Raw genomic sequence first — 19227 nt, 5'->3', positions numbered from 1 at the left:
ATTTCAAATCGCGGTTAACTATTTATTGCTTAAAGTTGGTTATTCAATGTTTTTAACTAAAATCCATCCTGTGTAATATACAGGGGTTTTTTCTTTATTGGATTCATTCCAGTTGATATGATACCAATAGGTCCCGGTTACGAGTTTTTTGTCAAAATGTTTTCCGTCCCATTTGTAATTATTGAATTTATTTCCAGTGAAAATCATATTTCCATATCGGTCATAAATTACAAAAGAAAGGTTTTCTTTATAGGCCAGCTCGCTGTAATCAATAAAGTCATTTTTATTGTCACCGTTAGGAGTAATAGCATTGACCAGATTAGGAACCGTTACTTCCACTGTAGTAGGATCACAGTTGTAAGCATCTTTTACGTAGAAAATATGCTGGCCTCTTGTAAGTCCTGTGAATACATTGGAATCCTGCCAATTGGTTGGTGTATCTACAGCATATTTGTATGGAGGTTTTCCACCGTCTACAATTACTGTTGCTGTTGTGTTGGATATTTCAATCTTGGTAATTACCGGATCTTCAGCTTTTTTTACTCTTACAATTTGTGGAAGTAAACATCCGTTTTTGCCCAGAATGACGGTGTACTCTCCAATACCTACATTTTGGATGGAAGAAGTCGTAGCTCCGGTGTTCCATAGATACGAATCGTATCCAGGACCTGCATCCAGATTTGTAAGGCCGTCTGCACAGATATACTGGTCAACAAGAACCAGTGATTTTTTTATCGGAAGAGCAATCAACTGAATTTTTGCAGTTGCTACACATCCTTCGTTGGTGGTAACTTTTACATAAACATATCCTCCGGCAGACGGATAATTTGTAGGAGTAGTAATTTCGTTGGTACCTGCAGTAAGGTCAGCCAATGTAGGATAGTATTTTTTTATAACACCATTGTAGTCAGTAATGCTTGCTTTAGTAAGATCGAAATAAGCATAAGGATCTACATCATACTGGCATGCCTTAAGTATTGCATCTCTCACTACGAAAGGTACTACGGTAAGATTTAAAGTAACCTGCTCACAATCGATAAACTCAGTAGCATTACCACAGAATTTATATACGATCTGATCCGGACCATAATAGTTGGCTGTAGGAGTGTACGTAATGGTTCCGTTTGAGTTGACTACAGCTGTACCATGTGTTGGCGCAGTAATAATAACCAGTGTACCTGGTACCGGCGTTTGTGTTGAAGAAGTGAAGGCCGGCGTAATTACCTTTGTGGAACATGCACTCAAAGTTTGTGTAGTCAGTTTTAAACAGGTGTATACCTTATAGACAGGGGTTGTTACAGGAGGACATGTACCCATTGTTACTTTCACAGTATAGTTTCCTGAGGTTGTAGGTGAGAACGTATTGGCTGTTGCTCCCGGGATAGCAGTCCCGTTTAAAAGCCATTGATAACTTTCATAACCGTCATCCACTTCTAATACAATGCCTGGTGCACACTCACCTGATTTTTTTGCAATAACAGGAATTGATGAGAAACCTGCGAAATAGCCTCCGTATCCTACAGCTCCACTTCCTGCAGAGATCCCTGCTGTAATTGCTTTTGAAGATGTAACAGTAACATTGCCTATTACATTGGGAACAGTATAAGATACCCATGCTGTAGTTCCTGTTATAGTGAAAGGTCCTTGCACCGTTGCAGCAGGAGCTCCATTTACAGTAACGTTAACTATTGCTCCAGCTTCAGTAATCATATTTAGTTTAATATTTTTTGTACCACTGGAATTGGTTTCAGGAAGTTCATTGATCAATCCTATCTCGTCAATTTTTCTAGGCAGGAAGCAGTTCAAAGGTGGGATATAATTGAATCCTTCCGTTGCTGCACTATTTGGGAGTCCTGCAAGAAGCTGATATACATATGCATTTTTAGAAGTTTTGATATGCATATTAAAATGAGAGCTTCCCTGATCAATATATGGGAATACATAAGTATTGTTAGGCCCTTGCCCAACTCTCACCCACTGGCCCTCGTTCAGGGTTTGAATCGGAGTGGTAGAGCCATTAAGGAATACTTCTGTGTTATCTTCAGTTGCTACGATTAATGCATCTTCATCTCCATCATCACTGTCTCCGTTTCCTTTTACAAGGGCAAACTCGTTTCCGAGTCTATCTGTTGGTACAGATTGGTCCATGACAATATCTGAACCGGCAGATCCTGCACTTGGGGGAAGAGCAAACTGACCGTTAAAGTTACCGTTAGTCACAGATACTGGTTTGTCGGATACTATCTTGGCACCGATAAAGCCTGTGGCATTGGTTCCTACATTGTCTCTGCCCTCGATGATATATGCCTGCCCTTTATTAAGGGTGAATGTCATTGTTGGATTGGTTGTTCCTGTAGTACCGTTGGTAAATTGTAATCCCGGGCTATATCCGGAAACGGTAACTGTAGTATTGTCCTCCGTAGCTAAAACTCCGGCTGTAAAATTTAAATAAGTAATGGACTGCCCGGTCATTGGAGAAGCGGCAACATAGAATTTTTTCCCAATACCTGCTTTCCCCTTTGAAGTTAATATTTCTCCGTGGCTGGTAACACTAAACCTGAAATTTACATAGTATGGCTTTGTCCCTTTGGTATAAAGTCCTTTACCAACGGGAGTGAACAATTCAGACAAAGAAGTAGTGATCATTTTATCTGTTGCAATTTCGTATGTTTTAGGGTCCCCCTTCATAATGGTTACTGTTCCAAGCAATGCTCCGTTACTATATATCTCTACAGGGAAAGGTGTGGTTGAATCTGTAGAAAAGTATAAAGCCTGTTTTGGAACTGACAGAGCAGCAGGTTTTGCCGCCATAGGAGCAAACCAATGTTCCGTATCCCTTTGTGCAAAGAGCGGATTAATTGATAAAAGAAATAATACTAAGCTGAGTAGAAATCTTTTCATGTGTGTGGAATTAGGATTTCTACAAATTTAAAATAATATTTGAAATAGTGTTAAATAAATATAACAAAAGTTAAAAATTAATCACGATTTTTAATCAAAAGCCATCCGGAATATGAAACTGGTAATTTCGTGTCAGGCTCTGTCCATGTGATGACATACCAATATGTTCCCGTAGGAAGGTTTCTTCCGTTTACTTTTCCGTCCCAGATGTAGTTCTTGTCGGATGATTTGTAAACAGATAATCCATAACGGTCTGCTACTTCTATTTTCACATTTTGCTTGATTCTTAAATCAGAATAATTAAGAACATCATTCAGCCCGTCACCATTGGGTGTGATGGCATTAACGAGATTCAGGATCAGAAATTCCTTGGTGACCGGAAGGCATCCGTCTGAACCCAGTACAAACACCTTATGTATTCCTCTTGACAGCCCGATGAAAACATTGGCAGTCTGGTAATCAATTCCATCCAGGGAATATTGGTAAGGAGGTGTTCCTCCGGTTACGTAAACTGTTGCTGTAGAACCTGATGTCTCAATTTTGGTGATTGTGGGAGCTTCAGCAGTAGTTACACTTACACTCTGGCGGTACACACATCCGTTGAATCCAAGGTCTACATAATAAGTTCCGGCACCTGCTGTGATAGCAGGTGTTGTGGCACTGGTACTCCATAGATAAGAAGAGAATCCGGGACCTGCATCCAGAAGCACTTTTTCCCCCGGACACACTACCTGGTTGTGAAGGATGCCGGACTTTTTAGGATTTTTTAAAGTAAGCTTAAGAACTCCTGTGTTTGGACAGTCTGAACTGTTCTGAAATCTTACGTAATAGGTATGAACAGAAGTAATATTTTGCGTGGAAGAAATAGGATTTACTCCTGCCTGCGCATCAGCCAGTGAAGTATAAAATGAAAGGGTTACTGTAGGATCTGTGGTAAATAAATTCTTGTAATCGTTAAGATTGGCCGATTCAGATCCGCTGAGATCATTGTCGCAGACATCTGCAGCAACAGAGTTTGTTATTAAAGTGATTTTGTTTCCGATTTTAAAATTAATCTGTCCAAAAACCGGAGGACAGTCGCCAACGTTGGCTGAAACCCTTACATAAACAGTAGTGTTGGCGGTATAGCTCCAGTTTGCAGGAAGGGTATTGTTGTTCCCTGCGGTTGCGTCTGCCTGAACAAGATAGTATCTTACCGTGAAATTGGCAGGATTGGTTACAATCTGTGGTGTTACAGAAGCAAAGTTTACATTGATAATCCCGTCAAAATCATTATCACAAAGGTTTGCATTGAAGTTTCCGGTATTTATATTAGGGGAAGGGTTCAGTGTTAATGTAATCTGGGCTGTCCTGGAACATCCGAATGCTGAGGTCACATTAGCGTAAACTGTTCCTGCAGGTCCTGAATAGGCGGCTGGGTTTGTGATTGAGCCTGTTAAATTGGAGTTCGTATAATAGATTACTGTTGTACCTGTATCAGGACTTAAAACTGCAGAGGTAAGGTTAAAAGTTCCGTTCCCGTTGATGTCTGAGCATGAAGACATAGCTGCATTCTGGGTTTGAAGAACATCAATATTCACCTCCACTTTGAAGTATTCAAAATCGGCCGGACTGCCATTTCCATTAATATAATAAACAAAAGAATCTGTTGTGTCTGTTGTAAGCCCGGTATTCGGAGTATAAGTAATTTGCCCTGTTGCGGGGGATACTGTTGCTGTTCCTGAAGAAGGGGCAGAAACAATGCTTGTATTGACAGGAACAATCGTTTGTGTTGAACTTGTAAATGCAGGAGTGATTACTTTTGTGTTACATGATCCAATATTATAAATCGTTGTTGTAATTGGCGGGCATTTAGTATGATAATAATTGTCTGTAAGTAGTGACCCGCAACCGCTTTTCGCAACAGAGCAAGTATAATTTCCTGTTCCGTACAATTCAGGGTCTATAGAATAAGATGTAGCTCCTGGAATAAGATTTCCGTCAAGATACCACTGATAAGAATCATAAGAGTTATCCACCTGTAATAAAACTCCTGTATAACAATCTCCTGTTTTTGAAATTACTGGAACTGATGAGAATCCTGCAAAATATCCTCCATAACCTACTGCGCCACTTCCTGCTGCAATTCCTGCAGTTACAGACTTGGTTGAATTTACAGTTACAGTACCTGTAATGTTGGGAACTGTATAGGTTACCCAGTTTGGATTTCCATTCACAGGATAAGGTCCGTTTGCTATGGCAACAGGATTCCCATTTAAGGTAACTGTTGCTCCGGTTTGAGTAATAATATTTAATCTGGCATTAAAATTCTGACTTCCAATCTGATTGATAAAACCAATTTCATCCACTTTATTTGGCATAAAGCAGCTTAAAGGTGGAATAAAGTTCATTCCGCCTGTCGCATATTCATTGCCTCCTGTTGTGCTGGAAACTCCTGCCAATAATTGATATACATAAATATTGTTATTAGCCGAAATGCTCATATTATAATTGTCACCCGCTCCATGCTGTACATAATTTATGCTAGGAACCATGTAATATTGTCCTTCGTTTAATGTAATGCCTGTAGGAATTCCATTGACGGTAATGTTAGTGCCGTTTTGTGTGGCAACAACTAAGGCGGTTTCCATTTCAGAAAGGATTGTTCCGTTTCCTTTTACGACAACAAACTCTTTTCCTAATCTCTCAATAGGGACTGCCTGGTCCATCAGAATATCATTGTTGGTAAAATTTAAGCTGGTATAAATTCCGTTAAAGTTTCCATTTGTGACAGACACAGGCTGTGATGCCTGAATTTTTGCGCCAATCAACCCATCAAGATTATCCATGGAATCTGTACTTAGGGCATCCATAATATAAGATTGTCCTTTATTTAATGTAAAAGTCCTGGTAGGGCTTGAAGTTCCGTCTGAAAAAATTACATTTGGATTGTAGCCGGAAACAACTACGGTAGTATTATCTACGGTTGCGGTAATTCCTATTGTGGAGTTTACATAAGTTGCTGTACCTGTTAATGGAGCCAATCCTACGTAAAATGTTTTTCCAAGTCCCGCTAAACCTTTTGAAGTAATAATTTCAGCGTGGTTGGGTACAGAGAATCTGTAATTAGCAAAGAATTTTTTAGGCCCCTTTACATTTAAACCCATCGAATTTGGGGTAAAAAGATCTGATTGATTATTTGTAATTAAAAAATTATTGGGAATACTGACCTGAGCCGGATTTCCTTTACTAACCTGAACCGTTGTATAAAGTACATTATTGTTAAATATTTGAACATTAAACGGAGTTGTCTCGTTCGTTGAAAGATATAAATATCCCTGAAGCCCTACCATTCCAGATTTTGATGCCATCGGTGCAAACCAATGATCGGTATCAAGCTGTGCATTGAATAATAAACAAAGAAAAGTACAGATAGTTAGTAGAATTTTTTTCATTTTTCTCAATAAGGGATGCAAATGTAAGTATTAAAAATCAATATTTTACATAAAATTTAATGATGAGTTTCTATAATGTTCACTATTGTTGAATATTTAATATTTTATGTTGTCTGAAACTTGATATTGATAAATAAAAATCCCGGTGAATTTCACCGGGATCAGTATTCTTATTTAAAAGATAATTAAGCTAAGCTTACTCTTATAAATCCTGTTACTTTAAGGTCTGCATTTACAGATTTTACATAGTCAGCTACAGAAATAGAGCTGTCTTTGATGAAATCCTGGTGTACCAAAGTGTTGTCTTTGTAGAATCTCTGCATTTTACCTTTAAGGATGTTATCGATAATGTTTGCAGGCTTACCTTCTTCAGTAAGTTTATGTCTTTCGATTTCCAATTCTTTGTCGATCGTTTCCTGAGAAACTCTGGTTTCGTCAAGAGCGATTGGGTTCATTGCAGCAGCCTGCATAGAAACAGATTTAGCCACTTCGTCAGCTCCGTCTACCTTAGCAGAAAGTGCAGTGATAGCAGCGATTTTGTTTCCAGCGTGGATGTAAGCACCCAGGTAAGGTCCTTCGATTCTTTCGAATGCCCCGATCTCGATTTTCTCACCGATAACTCCTGTCTGCTCGATTAATTTATCAGCAACAGTAAGTCCGTGGAAGTCTGTAGCTAAAAGTTCTTCTTTAGTAGCTGCGAAAATAGCCATTTCAGCTAATTCGTAAGCAAGCTCGATGAAATCTTCGTTTTTAGCAACGAAGTCAGTTTCACAGTTTAGAGAGATAATCACTCCTAGAGTGTTGTCCTCGTTTACTCTTGCGATTACTGCACCTTCAGAAGATTCTCTGTCAGCTCTGTTTGCAGCAACTTTCTGTCCTTTTTTTCTAAGGATATCTACTGCTTTTTCGAAGTCTCCTTCTGCTTCAACTAAAGCTTTCTTGCAGTCCATCATACCTGCACCTGTTTGGTTTCTTAATTTTGCTACGTCTGCAGCAGCTGGTGTATAAGACATAATATGTATTATTTTTTTATTTAAGATTAGTATTAATTTTTAGCTTAATTTTAAAGCAGTGCAAAGATAATGATTTTAATGATAAACTAAAAAATGACTTTTCACGTTATTGATATATTTAATACTATTTTAAAGACTTGATTAATGAAAAAAAACTTTCTACTTATATTTCTATGCATTTTTGCCTTAGGTTTCTCCCAAAAAAAGAAAAAATCGAAAACCAAGGCAGTCGTAGAAAAAGAAACGGTAATCATCTACACGGAGCAGGATGCTGAAGCTTCCAAAGAGGCCAGAGTGATCGCTGGTTTCCTGAAGCAGAATCCCGGACATGCCAAAACCGATTATTTTAAAAGAAAACTTATTGAAATGATTATGGCGGATAATTCTCCTGAAGCCAAACCTACCATTAAACCGATCAGTAAAGAGAAAATAGAAAAAATTGTTCAGAATAATGAGCTGAACAGCGGTAAAGTAATAGCGGCCAATAAAACATCTGCTGAAAATAAGAACACGGATAAAGTAAATGATGCTATCAATGCTTTGAAAGAAGAGAGGCTGGCAAGCGTTGGTTCAGTAAGTTCGGCCAAAACTGCCGGGGTTGCCAAATCTGAACCCAGTGAAGCCAATAAAAGAACGGCAGCAATGCTTACCCATCTTTTCAATAATGATATGAATAAGAATGAGGCTTATGTCAATATCAAGAACAGGTCCAGTTGTAACCTGGTGGTGAAGATCAGCGGAAAAAAATATTATAATTTAACTGTTCCTGCAAAAGGGCAGAATTTTATTCTGATCGATAAAGGGGAATATGTATTGACCACGATGGTATGTGATGCAAAATATTCTTCAATAAAGAAAGTGACCCAGGATATTGAGATTGCACTCAACGTAGCTGATTAAGATCAATTAAAACTAAACTATAAGTAAAAACGGTTAAGAAATTTCTTAACCGTTTTTTATTTTTATCCTTTAAACTGTCCCATTGCAATGAATTTCTCCTGCCTTTGGGTTTCAAGTTCCTGTCCTGAGAACTTTGAAAAAGCTTTAATATTCTGTAAAATAGAATGCTTAAGATTCAGATAAGCTACTTCAGGATCATATTGAGCGCCTCCAAGAGGTTCTTCAATAATACCATCAATGAATTTTTCTCTTAAAGCATCTTGTGGGGTAAGGTTTAATGCATTGGCTGCATCTTCCTTGTGATCCCAGTTTCTCCATAAAATAGAAGAGCAGCTTTCCGGTGCAATTACGGTGTACCATGTGTTTTCAAGCATGTATACTTTGTTTCCCACACCTATTCCCAATGCTCCGCCACTTGCTCCTTCACCGATGATATAAGTGAAAATAGGCGTTTTAAGCTGAACCATTTCGAAGATATTTCTGGCAATCGCCTCTCCCTGGCCTCTTTCTTCAGCTTCCAGTCCAGGATAAGCTCCCGGTGTGTCTACTAAAGTTACCACAGGAATGTTGAATTTTTCAGCAAGCTTCATCAGTCTTAAAGCTTTTCTGTATCCTTCAGGATTCGGCATTCCGAATCTTCTGTACTGTCTTTCTTTGGTTGTTCTCCCTTTCTGGGTTCCTATGATCATTACTTTCTGACCATCCAATGTAGCTAAACCACCAATCATTGCAGGGTCGTCTGCGAAATTTCTGTCTCCGTGAAGTTCTAGGAAACTTCCTTTGTCTACCATTCCATTGATATAGTCAATTGTATAGGGACGATCCGGGTGACGGGATAGTTGTACTCTCTGCCAAGGGGTAAGGTTTCCGTAGATTTCTTTTTTCTTTTCCAAAATCTTATCCTCAATCTGGCTGCATGCTAATTTTACATCAACACCACTTTCTTCTCCTACTAAAGAACAAGTCTGAAGTTGATCCATCAGATCTTTTATAGGAAGTTCGAAACTTAAATATTCCATTTCTTGAAGTAAATTAAATCTTTCAAATTTATGAAAAATTATGAAAAACTATTTAAAATTATTGATAGCATTGTTTATTCGGGAGATAGTTTCCTCTTTTCCAATCAGTTCCATGATATCCGGAACGTCCGGGCCTTTCAGCTCTCCCACTAAAGATAAACGCAGCGGCATCATTACTTTTCCCATGCCCAGGCCTTTGTTTTCGGTGAAATCGTGGACTGCCTGCTTCAGGATTTCTGAAGTAAATTCAGTAGCGTTAAGATTTTCTGCCAATTCACCTAAAACAGCAGATGTTTCTTCGTTCCAGGCTTTTTTCGATGCTTTTTCGTCATAAGAAACCGGAGCTTCAAAGAAAAATTTCCCGTTTTCGTAAATGTCTACAGGGAAAGTGGCTCTTTCTTTCATCAGGCCGATGATCTTTACTAGTTTTTCATCGGAAACACCGGAAAGGCTAATGCCCGCATTTTTTAACAGCTGAAGAAGTTCGTCATCCGATTTCATCTGAATATACTGATGATTGAACCATTCCGATTTCTCTTTGCTGAACCTTGCACCTGCTTTATGCACTTTATGAAGATCAAATTCTTTTGCCATTTCTTCCAGAGACAGGATTTCTTTGTCATCAGCAGGAGACCAGCCCAGTAAGGCTACCATATTGATAAATGCGTCAGGAAGGTATCCGTTTTCTCTGTATCCTTTTGAAACAGTTTCTGTTGCAGGATCTTTAAAATCCAGCGGAAATACCGGGAACCCGAATTTGTCACCGTCTCTTTTGCTTAATTTCCCGGAAAGTCCTTTCTTTAAAAACTGCTTTACGGAAGCGGTTAATGGGTTATCTTTATCGTTTTCGCCCAGCATGGATTTAAATCTCGGGCTTTTTACTTCCGAAAAGAAAGATTTAATAAGCTCTGCCGATTCATCAAAAGAAAACTGACTGTTTTTCAAAACAAATTCTTCTGCAAAAGATTTTGTAATACCGTCGATATTGTCTTTATTGATTAAAGTTGATACATCTGGCTTCAGGATCAGGGACAGGTGCGCGAACTGCGGAGCTTCCCAGCCCATAGCTTCATATAATAAAGTGTGAAGTCCTAAAGACGGCAGCCATTCTTCACCACGGATCACGTGGGAAATTTCCATTTCATGGTCATCAATGATGTTAGCAAAATGGTAAGTAGGCATTCCGTCGTTCTTTACAAGAACTTTGTCGTCCAGTGTATTGGTATTCACGGAAGAATGTCCGCGGATAATGTCTTCAAGATTCAGGGTTCTGTCTACCGGCATTTTGAATCTTACCACATAAGGTATTTTTTCATCCAGTAATTTCTGAACTTCCTCTTCGGAAAGTGCGACACTGTTTCTGAGACGGTTTCTGGTTTTATTATCATAGGAGAAAACTTCGCCGTTGGCTTCAAATTCAGCACGGATGGCATCCAGCTCTTCCGGAGTATCGAAAGCGATGTAAGCGTAGTCTGTTTTCAGGATCTGCTCTGTGTATCTGTCGTAGATGTCTCTTCTTTCAGACTGTCTGTAAGGGGCAAATTTCCCTCCTTTCTTCGGACTTTCATCAGGAATGATTCCGCACCATTCTAGAGCTTCTTCAATGTATTCTTCAGCTCCTTCTACATATCTTGCCGTATCTGTATCTTCAATACGAAGTACAAATTCACCACCCTGGTTTTTGGCAAAAAGATAATCATATAATGCGGTTCTTACGCCTCCCAAATGCAAAGGTCCTGTTGGACTTGGAGCAAAACGGACTCTTACTTTCTCCATTTCAATAAAAATTTTGTGCAAATTTACTTAAAATTATATGTTTTAAGGATTATTTACCCTTCTGTTGTTAGCTTTTTTTATTTTGGGTATTAAAAAAGGATGAAGATAAAAATTCCTCCATCCTTTTGTGATTATTTTTTAAGCATCAGCAGTTTAAAGAATAAGACCGGATTTTTATACTTGACCCTGTATTTTTCTTTTTTCCATTCTGTCTGCAAACGTTTTTTTTCAGTTTCTGAATCTGTTTCAGAGAGAAGAATCTCGTATTTGAAGTGGATAAGCTTAAGCCTGTATTTTTTATAAAGTTCCTGATCGGCTTTTATATAATCGATGTATTTATGAGTCACTTTTTCATAAGAATCTTTCATCAGCTTCCAGTTTCTTGAAAGACTTGTGGAGAGAATCCTGTAATAGAATAGTTTTTTATCGATAAATCCTATCTTGTATCCTTTGGAGGTAAGTCTCAGATTCATGTCCCAGTCTTCGGTATTGATATTTTCATCAAACGGATATTTCACCAGAAGCTCTTTTTTTATAAATGTCCCTACATTGGCCGTTTTGTTTTCCGAAACATTTTCATGGAAAAAACGGTCAAGGGTGTCTATAATCTGTTTTTTTTCTTTTGGGGTATAGGCATCTGTCATTTGATCTTCAGACTGATAATATTTATAACCGTCTGAAAGGATAAAATCTACCGGATTTTTCTGAATGTATGAAACTTTCTCTGTGAGATGATCTTCCGTCAACCAATCGTCCCCCGAAAGAAGAGAAACATATTCTCCTGAAGCATGTGAAACGGCAATATTAATATTTTTTGCGACGCCAAAACTTTCAGAATTCCGGATCATCTTATACTGCCTGCCAAACTTCGAAAGGGCTTTTTCTGCATTTTCAAATGTCTTGTCTTTGGAAGCGTTATCCAAAAGAATAATTTCATAATTGGGATAGGACTGCGAAATGGCTGACAAGCATGCCTGCTCAATGAACTTTTCATGGTTCATGGTAATAATGATGAGGCTTACAAGCGGCGGATTGTTCATTGTTTAAAGATACTGATTTTAGTTAGGATGAATTTAATTACTGTAAATAGTAAAGTATTTTGTCTTCTTAATTATTTTTTTCTGTTTCATAAGTTCAAGAGTAACTGAACTGACAAAGAAACCTTCTTTATAATAGGGCAGAAGTCCATTATCTACAGCGATTGTATTCGTCTTTAATTTTTGAAGATCAGATTTCCAGCTTGGGTATTCAACATCAATTTCCCATGATGCACGGTTTAAAAAACTTGAATTAATAATATCCAGAAGAGGGGATGCAGGCAGGAAAATAATATCTTTGTGTATACTATGAATCTGTTGTGCCTCCAGGATATAAGAATATTCTTTTTCCGAAACCAGCAATCCTGAAACTGCTGGCACATTTTTAATAAAGATGTGTTTAGATGAAAGGCTTTCTGAAGAGTAGGGATACTTACTTCTGTAGAGTGAAAAAATGGTTAATACGATTCCCCATAAAAGGAAGAAAAACCTGTTTTGCTTTTCTATGAATTTATAAAGAAGAATCAAAATAAAAAAAGCCGGTGTATTATATCCCCAGGAAATAGAAGAACACCATCCGAGAAACAGGAGTAAAAATATAAATTTATTCTGCCTTTCATACTTTAGAAACAGGATGAATAAGAGAACATATAAAACATAAGCTCCTTTGAAATGTCCGTCATTAAAAAAAGGATATATGATGAAAACGGGCAATACAACCAGCAATACTATCTCAAATATACTTTTATTAATTTTTATAAAATAAATCAGGATCAGTGAAAGAATATAGACTATAGTGTGAAAATTGTTTTCAAAAGAAAAGTAGGGAGCTATACAGCCTTGATAAAGATAAGTTGGTGATGCAGAATGCAAAACCTGTTCCACAAATAAGTTGAAGTTTTCAATAATCCGGTACTGAAATAGTATGGCAACTAAAAATAAAAAAGAAGGAATAAAAATATATAAATCCTTTTTTGTAATCACTAATTTTTTAAATAGATCAATCAGAATAATGGCAGATGCTCCCAACCCGAAAATAATAAATGACTGTTTGGTAAGTAAGGCAAATACAATAAAGAGGAGAGAGCTGAGATACCATTTTTTTTTATAAAACAGTAAGGCAAGTACAGAAAAGAAAATTCCATCTATGGTATGCCATGGCATAATAGGAAAAGTATGGAGAAAACATAATACCAGAAATACAGTAGTTTGCAGGTCCTTCCTTTCAAAAATTAGCTTCTGTATAACATGGCAGATGATAAAGCTTTCTATAATAACAAGAATCCTAGAAATGAGAATTGAATAATCGAACTGTAGTGGAATAAACTTTAGAAGGTAATCCCATAAGATAACTCCAAAAAAAGGGCGGATAAAATCGAAATCCTTGTAAATAACCTGTCCGGCCTTTAATCTTCCTACTGCAGACAGCTGAAAGCCTAGATCAACCTGGTTAATGGAATAAACACTTATGAAAGCAAAATACAAACCTGATAAAAATAAGATTCCGTAGGAGAAAATCTGTTTTTTATTATAAGCTGGTACTGAATTCATATTTTGTATTATCGTGTGTTTAATCTGCTTCTTTTGGTATATTGATTAGTTGATCCAGGTATTGACTGAAAACTTCCGGATCCAATCTGTAATCCTCGTGGAACCCTTCATAATCCTGTGGATAAATATAAAAGTAAAGATCGAACCCTACTTGCTGAGCTAAGGTAGAAAAAATTGCAAAATCTCCCCATACGGAACTGAACCAGCTCAGGCCTTTACTTCCTGCATTGGCAAATAATACATTTGTCCAGGCTGCACCACTAGGGCCAATAATATACTCGGCATTATTAACGAGATAGATTTGCTCATGAATATTCAGATCTTCAAAAAAGACCTCTTCAAACCCATGCTTTTGTACCAATGCCAGAATTTCTTCTTCATTATATTTTCTATACTGAGATCTTCTGGAGATAAATATTCTTTTAACAGGCTGAATGCGGACTTTGGCTAGATCCAGGTTATCAAAGGCTGTTTTTCGTAGATATTGAAGCGATGATTTCGACAGCTTGGTAAACCCGGCTTCATAAGTCATTCCCGGCATAATATTCGGGACTGCATAATTGTTGCTGGTGATGTGCCATAGCTTTTTAAAGCGGTAATAATTTTTTTCGTGGCTGAGGAATGCAATTTTATAATCTTTCAAAAAGAACATGAGCAGGTCCTTCAGGTTTTCAACCTTCTGCACATCTTCATCTATAATGATCAGCTTATTCTTTGCATCAGGAATATATTTGAAATACTCAACTTTCGACAGGATATCTACCAGGAAATGATAATAATTGAAAGTAAACGTTCCACCCATGAAAATAGCTTCCTCATCATAATAAATCTCTTTATAGTTCTTCACCTTAGCCAGAGTAATTGAATGTTGTAGAAGATTGTTGGTATTATAGACATACGTGATCCTGTCGTCGTCATGCCATCTTTCATAGTAGATCTTCTCTTTTTTAAGATCTAAAAAATAGGTGGAATTGGGGATACATAGAACATTCTGAAGAGCAAATATTTCTATGGGGTTTTTGGGAGCTTTTATAGAAGCCTGAGTAATAGTATCAAATGTTTTAGGCAGAAACAATTCCGACTCCTCTTTGTTGCTGATCATAATTCTCTCCGTACAGTATTCAGAAGGGATGGAATCCAGCGGTAAAAAATCTGTTACAAGTCTTTTGGCTTTCCTGAAGAAAGACTTGATATAATATTTTTTTCTAAGTGCTTTAAGCTCCTTTTCTAAATGTTCAATTTGTTCCTTCGCATTCATATTCTAAAACTTAGGATAAACTAAGAAAAACGGTCATTATTTCCGGCAAGTACAAATCGTTTTTTATAATATGCCGTTATAATAATTCAGGGTTTCATCTACCATCTTGTCAATCCCGAATTTTGATTCTATTAATTTCCGGGCATTTACTGAAATCCTGTTTCTCAGCTCATCGTCTTCAAAAGTAAGACTTATCTTTTCGGGGAAGTGATCCTCTCCGGCAATCAGACCATTTACAGGTTCCTCTATAATTTCTTTAAAGGAATCTATTGCAGAGCATACCACAGGTTTCTGCATAGCCATTACCTCAAGCAAAGATAAGCTAAAATTTTCACCTTTGGAGGGAAAGCAGACCACCTCTGCTTTGCCAATGAGTTCCACAATTTCCACACCTAGTTTGTTTCCATAAAAATGAATCGAATCCCTGGTTTCCGGGTCCTGAATATTTTCGGCTATATAATCGGGGTAGTGGTTGGGCTTTCCTATAAAATGTAGCGATGCTGCGGGATATATTTTTTTAAGCTCAATAAAAGCATTAATCAGGGTTTCCGCTCCCTTTTCGTAAGATACATTTCCTAAATAGAAAACAGATTGGCGAATGACTTCCGTATTTCCGGAAGGTTTGTAAAACTTTTCATCGATACCGTTGTAGATGAGTTTGGGGTTTTTAATGCCGAAAAGGCTTTCATTGATGGACTCATTGTACTTTGATATCACAATGACGTTTTTAGAGCTTTTAAAGGCTTCCTTTTCACAGAAGATTCTTCCTTTATGAACTTTTTTATATCCAAAATACTTTTCCAGGACGGACCAGGAACCGTGGCATCTGATCACATAAGGAATTTCTTTGGGAATAGAGAGTGCCAGACCGTCAAAATCATGGGTCTCCGCGATGTCAAAATGAAGATTATTTTTCCTGATCCAGGCACTTATTTTGTCCGAAATTATTTTTTTCTCCGACAGATAGGTTTTAAAATGAATTTTTTCCAGAGCTTTTACTTTTCCGGTAGCAGATCTTAGCAGCTCAAGAAGAGGATTGGCTTTAAAAATATCTTTTACTGAATGGATCTTTATACCATTCTCCTCTACATCAAATGCGTGCTTTGAGATCAGGAAAACATGCACCGAGATGCCTCTCTTTACAAGCTCTGCACACAAATTCTTATAAAAAACACCTGTACCGCCTACTTTGGGAGTACGGGAAGACTGGTATTCCCGGGTTACAATAAGTACATTTTTTATTTCTTTCATGAATTCAGTTTAAATACCGTGTTCACCCAATGATCAAGTGTATACTTATTATAAACTTCTTCAGGCAGTTTTTCGTATGGTGTATTGAAAAAATCTTTGTTTACATTACGGAAATTTTTATCCAGAACCAGAATATTATTAGGATTGTAAAAATCATACGTTTTGATCGTAGAATTGTCTGTGATGATTTTCTTTTCCAGCGCCATAGCTTCAAATATCCTGAAACTGAGCCCGGTCTGGTTCGCACGCATCAGGTCAAGAATGACTTTGGTATTCTTATAATAGTCAGGCAATGCATGATGAGGTATTTTTTTTCTTCCGAACTTTAAAATATCGATATTTTTGGGATCAATGATCTGGTTCAGTTTGTTTTTCCAGCCTTTTTTGCCTACCATATATACCTCAAATTTTATTTTAAGAGGAAGCAATCTGTTGATTAACGTATTTAAAGCAGAGAGTCTTTTTTTATCATAGGATGTAATGTAGAACAGATCAAGCTTGGGATGCTGCTTTTCGGCAGGAATATGATCGAGGTAGTTGTAGTTGGTGATCTTTTCGAAACCGAAATTTTTCACATCATTATCATCAAAGGAGAATATGGTATCAAAATAATGAAGGTGCGTGGCGGGGTTTCTGGCCATGCTGTCATAAAGATAGGCAATATTCCGGTCTGCATATTCTCTGATCTTCTGATGGATGTTTTCCTCAATAGCTTCAGGATTGATGACCAGGATCTGATCCTGTTTTCCGATTTTTTCCAGAGATTCCAGTATGAAACTTTGTCTTTTGTGATGTTTCGGGTTTTTGCCCAGAAAAATTTTGCTGAAAGTGTTTTTTATACGCTCACCAGTGTTTTTATGGGTAAAGGCTCCGATGTTGATATGGCATGCCTCAATGCCTTTATCACTCAGTTTTTCCACTATGTGTTCATCATAATGCCAGAAATCGAAGCTGATTAAACAAATTTTCATACTGCAAAAATAAAAATTTCATAATTAAATTTATATTTTTGATGAAAACCCTGAGTGGAATGCAAAAGAAAATTCTTATTGATGCCGAAAGATTAAAGTACCCGAAGTCGGGAATTGCCAACGTATGTGTTTCATTAATAAAGGGTCTGGACGAAAAAGCCTCTGGTTTTGACTACACTTTTTATGGTCCGAAAAAAAATATTCCACGGACAAAAAAAAAATTTAATATTATCGGCTGGAAGTTCTGGCAAAAGAAATTTCCGATCAATACCAGCCCTTTTTCACTCATTCATACCACTCATCAGCTTTCCGAATATTTTCATACTGTAAGAAAAGAACAGAAAAAAGTGGTAACGCTTCACGATCTTAATTTCTTACACGATAACAGTTCGGAACAAAAAGTGAATAAAAGTAAAAAGCTCGTTCAGAAGAATATCGGGAACGCGGATGCAATAGTCTGCATATCAGAGTTTGTGAAAGATGATTTTCTTAAAAACAAGGGACTTTTCAAGCTGAAAAACAATGTTAAAATTGAAGTGATCTATAACGGACTCATCTTTCCTGACACTACAGGATTCAGTTCCTGCAGCCCTTATAATTTCATCGGCAAGAAATACATTCTGAATATCGGGGTCCTTTTCCCAAAAAAGAATCAGGAAGTGCTCCTGGATCTTATCTCAAAAAACGACAGAGATCTTGTATTGATCACTTCATCTGTAAAATCTGCCTATAAAGAACAGTTTTTAGAAAAAATCAGAACACTCGGGCTGGAGGGGAGAGTGCATATTTTGGAAAATGTAGATAATAATGAAAAGTACTTTCTTCTGGAGCATTGTGAGTCCTACTGTCATCCTTCACTGGCAGAGGGTTTTGGAATTCCTCCTGTAGAAGCAATGTATTTTGGAAAGCCTGTTTTTCTGAGTAATCTAACGAGTCTCCCTGAAATTGGAGGAGATCTGGCTTTCTATTTTGATAATTTTTCGGCAGAGGATATGCAGCAGGTTTATGCATCGGGGATGCAGCTTTATGGCTCCGGAAAAGAAGAATATGCCTTAAAGTTAAAAGAAAGAGCAATAAAATTCGGATATCTTGAAATGGCCGCTGCTTATGAAAAACTTTACAGCGAGCTGCTGAATTAAAGTTTAATTTTTCCGAGCTTCAGTTTCCACTTAAATACATTGAAACTGTCACCTCCTTTGATATCAATCCTTTTGATTTCAAATTTATTTTTCCACGGATAATAGGCAATATTGTTACCGATACGTACTGCAGAAGTAATTCCTGCATTTTCAAGGATAGAGAAAAATTCTTTTTTCTCCTTACCCTTTTTGGGAAATTTACCGTAAGGATAGGCGAGTACCTTTGTAAAAGGTATCGCTTTTTCTTCCAGGGTACGGATGTTTTTATGCAGATCGTCTGCCGCTTCCTGTAAAGAGATTTGCGAATAATTCTTGTGGGCGTGGCTGTGCAGGGCTATTTCCACCAGTTCGGGATTAAGGGATTTAATCTCGTCAAAGGTCATCAACTGGCGGTTTTCTTCAGTTTCACTTTTCTCGATAAGCTCAGTTGGAACGAAAATCGTGGCTTTCAGCTTATACTTTTCCAGTAAGGGAATCAGGTATTGGAGGTTATTGAGATAACCGTCATCAAATGTCAGGATGAGTTTATGCATCAGCTGGCTGCTGGTATTCAGATCATTAAAAAATAAAGTATTGTAATTGCTTTTAATGTATTTAAACTGGCTCTCAAGCTTTTCTGCTGACACAGTAAGAAGATCTCTGTCCGGAATTTCTTTCTCCGGCAGTACTTTATGATACATGAGAATACGGACACTTTCTGTTTTTGAAAATCCTAGCGTCCTTTTAATGAATCTAAGCATGGTTATCTGAATTTTATAAAACGTATGTTCTATAATGATCTTACGGTTTATAATAATTCCAATGTTTTTAAAATTGAATAGCTGATTTATGTTGATAAGTCTACAAAAAAAGAGATCTGTTACAACCTTCAAAAATAATTAAATATCAGATGCCTGAGCTTAAAAAAAGATTAAAATAATGTTTAAGCCTCTGAATATATCTGTGTTGCAAATAAAAATAAAGCCGGAAGCGTGCAG

The 19227-nt window shown here is 37.3% G+C and carries 13 protein-coding genes; 2 read left to right on the top strand and 11 right to left on the bottom strand.

The annotated features are described in order from the left end of the window. Nucleotides 1–39: 39 nt before the first annotated feature. The 3 genes from ACM40_RS10985 to tsf form a co-directional block, all read right to left on the bottom strand. Nucleotides 40–2901 (bottom strand): T9SS C-terminal target domain-containing protein, encoded by a 2862-nt coding sequence (locus ACM40_RS10985; RefSeq protein ID WP_048502807.1) that lies wholly within the window; start codon nt 2899–2901, stop codon nt 40–42. A gap of 77 nt (nt 2902–2978) precedes the next feature. Then, a complete protein-coding gene (locus ACM40_RS10980) occupies nt 2979–6335 on the bottom strand; it encodes a T9SS C-terminal target domain-containing protein (protein ID WP_048502806.1) in 3357 nt (1118 codons plus the stop codon). Between the two features lie 185 nt (nt 6336–6520). Continuing rightward, complete coding sequence (gene tsf / locus ACM40_RS10975) at nt 6521–7348, bottom strand: translation elongation factor Ts (protein WP_048502805.1); 828 nt, start codon at nt 7346–7348, stop codon at nt 6521–6523. 144 nt (nt 7349–7492) lie between these two features. Here tsf and ACM40_RS10970 point away from each other — a divergent pair, with 144 nt between their 5' ends. Next, entirely contained in the window at nt 7493–8248 is a 756-nt protein-coding gene (locus ACM40_RS10970) for a DUF6759 domain-containing protein (RefSeq protein ID WP_048502804.1), read from the top strand. Between the two features lie 62 nt (nt 8249–8310). Here the strand turns inward: ACM40_RS10970 and ACM40_RS10965 are convergent, their stop codons facing one another. The 7 genes from ACM40_RS10965 to ACM40_RS10935 form a co-directional block, all read right to left on the bottom strand. Continuing rightward, complete coding sequence (locus ACM40_RS10965; protein WP_048502803.1) at nt 8311–9267, bottom strand: acetyl-CoA carboxylase carboxyltransferase subunit alpha; 957 nt, start codon at nt 9265–9267, stop codon at nt 8311–8313. Between the two features lie 48 nt (nt 9268–9315). Further along, nucleotides 9316–11043 (bottom strand): glutamate--tRNA ligase, encoded by a 1728-nt coding sequence (gene gltX, locus ACM40_RS10960; protein ID WP_048502802.1) that lies wholly within the window; start codon nt 11041–11043, stop codon nt 9316–9318. A gap of 131 nt (nt 11044–11174) precedes the next feature. Then, nucleotides 11175–12083 (bottom strand): glycosyltransferase family 2 protein, encoded by a 909-nt coding sequence (locus ACM40_RS10955; RefSeq protein WP_048502801.1) that lies wholly within the window; start codon nt 12081–12083, stop codon nt 11175–11177. Nucleotides 12084–12116: 33 nt separating this feature from the next. Continuing rightward, the gene (locus tag ACM40_RS10950) at nt 12117–13631 is read right to left on the bottom strand and encodes a hypothetical protein (RefSeq protein WP_048502800.1); all 1515 of its coding nucleotides are present in this window, start codon (nt 13629–13631) and stop codon (nt 12117–12119) included. 19 nt (nt 13632–13650) lie between these two features. After that, entirely contained in the window at nt 13651–14889 is a 1239-nt protein-coding gene (locus ACM40_RS10945) for a glycosyltransferase family 61 protein (protein WP_048502799.1), read from the bottom strand. Between the two features lie 63 nt (nt 14890–14952). After that, entirely contained in the window at nt 14953–16140 is a 1188-nt protein-coding gene (locus tag ACM40_RS10940) for a glycosyltransferase family 4 protein (RefSeq protein WP_048502798.1), read from the bottom strand. After that, nucleotides 16137–17111 (bottom strand): glycosyltransferase, encoded by a 975-nt coding sequence (locus ACM40_RS10935; RefSeq protein ID WP_048502797.1) that lies wholly within the window; start codon nt 17109–17111, stop codon nt 16137–16139. The genes ACM40_RS10940 and ACM40_RS10935 overlap by 4 nt, the downstream gene beginning before the upstream one ends. A 59-nt stretch (nt 17112–17170) precedes the next feature. Here ACM40_RS10935 and ACM40_RS10930 point away from each other — a divergent pair, with 59 nt between their 5' ends. After that, entirely contained in the window at nt 17171–18250 is a 1080-nt protein-coding gene (locus ACM40_RS10930; protein WP_048502895.1) for a glycosyltransferase family 4 protein, read from the top strand. Here the strand turns inward: ACM40_RS10930 and ACM40_RS10925 are convergent. Further along, on the bottom strand, nt 18247–18990 hold the full coding sequence (locus tag ACM40_RS10925; RefSeq protein ID WP_083996833.1) for a polysaccharide deacetylase family protein: 744 nt from the start codon (nt 18988–18990) through the stop codon (nt 18247–18249). The two genes, ACM40_RS10930 and ACM40_RS10925, sit on opposite strands and share 4 nt — an antisense overlap. Between the last annotated feature and the right edge of the window lie 237 nt (nt 18991–19227).

Source organism: Chryseobacterium sp. BLS98 (assembly GCF_001045445.1).
Lineage (GTDB): Bacteria > Bacteroidota > Bacteroidia > Flavobacteriales > Weeksellaceae > Chryseobacterium.
Note: the sequence above shows the minus strand (reverse complement) of the source record. Positions and strands in the feature narration are given on the sequence as shown.

Excerpts from the sequence above, each read along its gene's own strand:
- ACM40_RS10955 (WP_048502801.1), bottom strand. The coding sequence starts at position 12,083 with ATGAACAATCCGCCGCTTGTAAGCCTCATCATTATTACCATGAACCAT.
- ACM40_RS10935 (WP_048502797.1), bottom strand. The coding sequence starts at position 17,111 with ATGAAAATTTGTTTAATCAGCTTCGATTTCTGGCATTATGATGAACAC.
- ACM40_RS10940 (WP_048502798.1), bottom strand. The coding sequence starts at position 16,140 with ATGAAAGAAATAAAAAATGTACTTATTGTAACCCGGGAATACCAGTCT.
- ACM40_RS10970 (WP_048502804.1), top strand. The coding sequence starts at position 7,493 with ATGAAAAAAAACTTTCTACTTATATTTCTATGCATTTTTGCCTTAGGT.
- ACM40_RS10980 (WP_048502806.1), bottom strand. The coding sequence starts at position 6,335 with ATGAAAAAAATTCTACTAACTATCTGTACTTTTCTTTGTTTATTATTC.
- gltX (WP_048502802.1), bottom strand. The coding sequence starts at position 11,043 with ATGGAGAAAGTAAGAGTCCGTTTTGCTCCAAGTCCAACAGGACCTTTG.
- ACM40_RS10950 (WP_048502800.1), bottom strand. The coding sequence starts at position 13,631 with ATGAATTCAGTACCAGCTTATAATAAAAAACAGATTTTCTCCTACGGA.
- ACM40_RS10945 (WP_048502799.1), bottom strand. The coding sequence starts at position 14,889 with ATGAATGCGAAGGAACAAATTGAACATTTAGAAAAGGAGCTTAAAGCA.
- ACM40_RS10925 (WP_083996833.1), bottom strand. The coding sequence starts at position 18,990 with ATGCTTAGATTCATTAAAAGGACGCTAGGATTTTCAAAAACAGAAAGT.
- ACM40_RS10965 (WP_048502803.1), bottom strand. The coding sequence starts at position 9,267 with ATGGAATATTTAAGTTTCGAACTTCCTATAAAAGATCTGATGGATCAA.
- tsf (WP_048502805.1), bottom strand. The coding sequence starts at position 7,348 with ATGTCTTATACACCAGCTGCTGCAGACGTAGCAAAATTAAGAAACCAA.
- ACM40_RS10930 (WP_048502895.1), top strand. The coding sequence starts at position 17,171 with ATGCAAAAGAAAATTCTTATTGATGCCGAAAGATTAAAGTACCCGAAG.
- ACM40_RS10985 (WP_048502807.1), bottom strand. The coding sequence starts at position 2,901 with ATGAAAAGATTTCTACTCAGCTTAGTATTATTTCTTTTATCAATTAAT.